This is a genomic window from Streptomyces sp. NPDC048270, assembly GCF_040652335.1.
GTDB lineage: Bacteria > Actinomycetota > Actinomycetes > Streptomycetales > Streptomycetaceae > Streptomyces.
This window is the reverse complement of record NZ_JBEZLV010000095.1, coordinates 1-5,325: the sequence shown is the minus strand read 5'-3', so window position 1 is coordinate 5,325 and position 5,325 is coordinate 1. Positions and strand designations below refer to the sequence as shown.

The following is a 5,325-nucleotide window of genomic DNA, read 5'->3' as shown; positions in this document are numbered from 1 at the left end:
CGGTGGTGGTCACCGCGGCGGGTGCGGCCGCGGCCTGCGCGATCGCCCGGCGGGTGCCCTCGGCCGCGGGGAGCGGCATCCAGGAGGTCGACGCCGTGTGGCTCGGCGAACGGACGCCGCAGACGCCCTGGGTGGTACCGGCCAGGTTCGTCGGCGGGGTGATCGCCATGGGCTCCGGCCTGCTGCTCGGACGGGAGGGCCCGACGGTGCACATGGGTGCGGTGATCGGATCGGAAGCGGGGCGCCGGACGGGGATGGGCGCGCAGGACGTCACCCTGCTGCACACCTCGCTCGCCGGAGCCGGGCTCGCCGTGGCCTTCACCGCACCGCTGGGGGGCATCCTCTTCGTCTTCGAGGAGGTGACCAAGGTGGTCAGGCCGCGCCTGGTGCTCCTCGCCGTGATCGGCACCGCCACGGCCGTCGGCTGCTCCCAGCTCCTGATCGGAGGCGGGGCCGTCTACCCGGTCCGGGCCGTCACCGACCCCCCGGTCGCCCTGCTGCCCGCGTTCCTCCTGTTCGGCGCGGCCACCGGCGCCCTCGGCGCGGGCTACAACCGCCTCGTCATCGGGATGCTGGCCTACTGCGACCGCGTCAGGCGGGTCGGGCCGGTCGCCCGGGCGGCCGTGATCGGGGCCGTCGTGGGCCTGCTGCTCTGCGTCGATCCGCTGCTGGGCGGCGGCGGGGAACAGCTGAACGAGCGGCTGCTGGACGGTGGCGTTCCGGCGCTCGCCGTACTCGCGGGGTACTGCGTGGTCCGGTTCGTCGCCGGGCCGCTCAGTTACGCGGCCGGAGCTCCGGGCGGGCTCTTCGCCCCGCTGCTGGCGCTCGGAGCCGTGTGGGGGGCGCTCGTGCACGGGCTCGCGCTGCCGCTCCTGCCGGACGGCGGCTCCGCCGCCGTGTCCTTCGCGATCACGGGTATGGCCGCGCTGTTCTCCGCGGTCGTCCGGGCTCCCGTCACCGGCATCGTGCTCACCGTCGAGATCACCGGTTCCACCACGCTGCTCGTTCCGCTGCTGCTCGCCTGCTTCGCCGCGACGCTGACCGCGGACCGGATGGGGAGCGCGCCGGTCTACGACAGCCTGCGCCTGCGCATGACGGGCACGCACCCGCACTGAGACCCGGGTCACCCCTTCCCGCGCGGGCGCCCGCCCTCGATGTCGGTGGCCGATAAGTGACTCCAGTCACTTCGAGGGGCGGATGGGACATGACTTCGGGGGCATGGGGCATGCGCGGAAACTGCCAGGTCACCGCCGGCCCGCCGGGGGTGACGTCCAGGAGGTACCGGAGGTACGGAGCGTCGTGTCGGAGCAGAAGACCATCTACACAGCCGGGACATGGCGGTCCGCGGCCTCTGGAGCGACCAGGGAGGTCCTGGACCCGGCGGACGCCTCCGTCCTCGCCGTGGTCGCGGAGGGCGGTACCGCCGATGTCGACGCGGCCGTGCGCGCCGCGCGGGCCGCCTTCGACGGCGGACCGTGGCCGGCCACTGCGGTCGCCGAGCGTGCGGCGGTGCTGCGCCGCACGGCCGAGCTGCTCCAGCGGGACCGCGAGCGCATCGGGCTCCTGGAGAGCCGGGACGCGGGCAAGACGCTCGAAGAGGGCCGCGTGGACGTGGACTGCGTCGTCGACGCCTTCCGCTACTTCGCGGACCTCGTCATCGGCGAGGGCGCGGGCCGGGTCGTGGACGCCGGCTCCCCCGAGGTCCACAGTGTCGTCGTCCACGAACCGGTCGGGGTGTGCGCCCTGATCACCCCCTGGAACTACCCCTTGCTCCAGGCCAGTTGGAAGATCGCGCCGGCCCTGGCGGCGGGCAACACCTTCGTGGTCAAACCGAGTGAGATCACCCCGCTGACCACGGTCGCCCTCATCGAACTGCTGGCGGAGGCGGGCCTGCCCGCCGGAGTCGCCAACCTGGTCACCGGAGCCGGCGATCCGGTCGGCGCCCGCCTCTCCTCCCATCCCGATGTCGACCTGGTGTCCTTCACGGGTGGACTCGCGAGCGGTACGAAGGTCATGCACGCGGCCGCCGACACGGTCAAGAAGGTCGCCCTCGAACTCGGCGGGAAGAACCCCAACGTCGTCTTCGCCGACGCCTGCGCCACCGAGGACGGCTTCGACACCGCCGTCGACCAGGCGCTCAACGCCGCCTTCATGCACAGCGGCCAGGTGTGCTCGGCCGGCTCGCGCCTGATCATCGAGGAATCGCTGCGCGAGCGCTTCGTGGCCGAACTCGCCCGGCGCGCCGAGAAGATCCGCCTCGGCCGCGGCACCGACCCGGGCGTCGAATGCGGCCCGATGGTCTCCGCCGCCCAGCGGGAGCGCACCGAGTCCTACGTGGCCTCCGCGCTCGCGGAGGGAGCGGTGCTGCGCTCCGGCGGCGAACGGCCCGAAGGCCCCGGCTACTTCTACCGTCCGACCGTTCTCGACCGCTGCCACCGCAGCATGCGCGTCGTGCGCGAGGAGGTTTTCGGACCGGTCCTGACCGTCGAGACCTTCCGTACCGAGAACGAGGCGGTCGCGCTCGCCAACGACACCGAGTACGGGCTCGCCGGCGGCGTCTGGACGGCGGACCAGGGCCGCGCCCGCCGCGTCGCGGGCCGGCTGCGCCACGGCACCGTCTGGATCAACGACTTCCACCCGTACCTGCCGCAGGCCGAATGGGGCGGCTTCGGAAAGTCCGGCGTCGGACGCGAACTCGGCCCGTCGGGCCTGGCCGAGTACCGCGAGACCAAGCACGTGTACCAGAACCTCGCCCCGCGCCCCGTGCGCTGGTTCGCGGGCTGAGGAGGGAGAGACATGACCGGGAAGAAGACCACCACCCACCGGCACGAGCACGGAGACGAGAGCGGGCAGGAGCACGAGTACGACTACGTCGTCGTCGGCGGCGGCACGGCCGGCTCCGTGATCGCCTCCCGCCTGACCGAGGACCCCGGCGTCACCGTCGCCGTCATCGAGGGCGGACCCAGCGACGTCGACCGCCCCGACGTGCTCACCCTGCGCCGGTGGATGGGCCTGCTCGGCGGCGATCTCGACTACGACTACCCGACCACCGAGCAGCCGCGAGGCAACTCGCACATCCGGCACAGCCGGGCCCGCGTGCTGGGCGGCTGCTCCTCGCACAACACCCTGATCGCCTTCAAGCCGCTGCCGTCCGACTGGGACGAGTGGTCGGAGGCGGGCGCCGAGGGATGGCACGGGGCCGCCATGGACCCGTACTTCGACCGGCTCCTCAACAACATCGTGCCGGTCGGCGAGGCGGACCGCAACGCCATCGCCCGCGACTTCGTCGACGCGGCGCAGCACGCGCTGGGCGTGCCGCGGGTGGAGGGCTTCAACCAGAAGCCGTTCCACGAGGGCGCCGGCTTCTTCGACCTCGCCTACCACCCGGAGACCAACAAGCGGTCGTCCGCGTCGGTGGCGTACCTCCACCCGGTGATGGACGAGCGGCCCAACCTGCGGATCCTGCTGGAGACCTGGGCCTACCGCCTCGAACTGGACGGCACCCGGGCGCGCGGCGTCCACGTCCGGGCCGCGGACGGCACGCGGTCGCTGATCACCGCCCGCCGCGAGGTGGTGGTGTGCGCGGGCGCCGTGGACACCCCGCGGCTGCTGCTGCACTCCGGCATAGGCCCCCGCGCGGACCTGGAGGCCCTCGGCATACCGCCGGTCCACGACCTGCCGGGCGTGGGCGAGAACCTCCTCGACCACCCGGAATCGGTGATCGTCTGGGAGACGGACGGCCCGATCCCCGAGAACTCGGCGATGGACAGCGACGCGGGACTGTTCGTCCGGCGCGACCCCCAATCCCCGGGGCCCGACCTGATGTTCCACTTCTACCAGATCCCGTTCACCGACAATCCGGAGCGGATCGGGTACGAACGCCCCGCGCACGGCGTCTCGTTGACGCCCAACATCCCCAAGCCGCGCAGCCGCGGCCGCCTCTACCTCACCAGCGCGGACCCCGAGGTCAAACCCGCCCTGGACTTCCGCTACTTCACGGACGAGGACGACTACGACGCCCGCACCCTGGTGGACGGCATCAAGCTGGCCCGCGAGATCGCGGCGGCCGAGCCGCTGGCCGGCTGGCTGAAGCGCGAGGTGTGCCCGGGCCCGGAGGTCACCGACGACGAGGCGCTGAGCGCATACGCCCGCTCGGTGGCGCACACCGTCTACCACCCGGCGGGCACCTGCAAGATGGGCGCCGCCGATGACGAAAGGGCTGTTGTGGGACCGGACTTGAAGGTGCGCGGCCTGGACGGCATCCGGATCGCGGACGCGTCCGTCTTCCCGACGATGCCCGCGGTCAACCCGATGATCGGAGTACTCATGGTCGGCGAGAAGGCCGCCGAACTGCTGGGCGGTGAGCTCCGGTGACCGCGGCTCATACCGGCTCCGCCGCGTCGGACCCCGCGAACGCGGCCGGGTCCGGCGCCGGCGCGGAGCCCGTGTTCTCCGTACGGGGCCTGTGGAAGGTCTTCGGTCCGCCGCGCAAGGCCGCCCTGGTGCCGGGCTCCGAGCACGCCGAGCTGTCCGCCGCCGAACTGCGCGAGCGCACGGGCTGTACGGCCGCCGTGCGCGACGTCGGCTTCGACGTCCGCAAGGGCGAGGCCTTCGTCGTCATGGGCCTTTCGGGTTCGGGCAAGTCCACCCTGGTGCGCTGCCTGACCCGGCTGATCGAGCCCACGGCCGGATCCCTCTCCATCGACGGCGAGGACGTCCTCGCCATGGATGCGGCCCGGCTGCGCGAGCTGCGCCGCCACCGCGCCTCCATGGTCTTCCAGCACTTCGGGCTGCTGCCGCACCGCACCGTCCTGGACAACGTCGCCTACGGCCTGGAGATCCAGGGCATGGGGCGCGCCGAGCGGCGTGCCAAGGCGGCCGAGATGGTCGCCAAGGTCGGTCTCGACGGCCTCGAGGGCCGCCGGCCCGGGCAGCTGTCGGGCGGCCAGCAGCAGCGCGTGGGCCTCGCCCGCGCCCTGGCGGCCGACCCGGAAGTGCTGTTGTTCGACGAGCCGTTCAGCGCGCTCGACCCGCTGATCCGCCGGGAGATGCAGGGCGAGGTGGCCCGGCTCCACCACGAGGAGGGCCGCACCATGGTCTTCATCACGCACGACCTGTCCGAGGCGCTGCGCCTCGGCGACCGGATCGCGCTGATGCGCGACGGCCGCATCGTGCAGCTCGGCACCCCGGAGGAGATCGTCGGCTCCCCCGCCGACGACTACGTACGGGACTTCGTCCGCGACGTGCCGCGCGAGCAGGTGCTGACCGTGCGCAGCGCGATGCGCCCGGCGACGGACGGCGAGGCCGGCCGGGGCCCGGCGCTGG

4 protein-coding genes are annotated in these 5,325 nt (G+C 73.0%); all 4 read left to right on the top strand.

Annotation, left to right across the window (positions count from 1 at the left end; all coding sequences use genetic code 11):
- Window positions 1-1,115: ClC family H(+)/Cl(-) exchange transporter (locus tag AB0D66_RS34035; RefSeq protein WP_362311027.1), on the top strand; the 1,115-nt coding region annotated here is incomplete at its 5' end.
- Window positions 1,116-1,299: 184 nt separating this feature from the next.
- A complete protein-coding gene (locus AB0D66_RS34030) occupies window positions 1,300-2,784 on the top strand; it encodes an aldehyde dehydrogenase family protein (RefSeq protein ID WP_362311026.1) in 1,485 nt (494 codons plus the stop codon).
- A 12-nt stretch (window positions 2,785-2,796) separates the two neighbouring features.
- Window positions 2,797-4,374: a GMC oxidoreductase gene (locus AB0D66_RS34025; RefSeq protein WP_362311025.1), complete on the top strand. Its 1,578-nt coding sequence runs from the start codon at window positions 2,797-2,799 to the stop codon at window positions 4,372-4,374.
- A gap of 71 nt (window positions 4,375-4,445) precedes the next feature.
- Window positions 4,446-5,325: glycine betaine/L-proline ABC transporter ATP-binding protein (locus AB0D66_RS34020; RefSeq protein WP_362311028.1), on the top strand; the 880-nt coding region annotated here is incomplete at its 3' end.

Bases quoted from the DNA above. Each gene is read 5' to 3' on its own strand.
- AB0D66_RS34025 (WP_362311025.1), top strand. From the start codon at position 2,797: ATGACCGGGAAGAAGACCACCACCCACCGGCACGAGCACGGAGACGAG.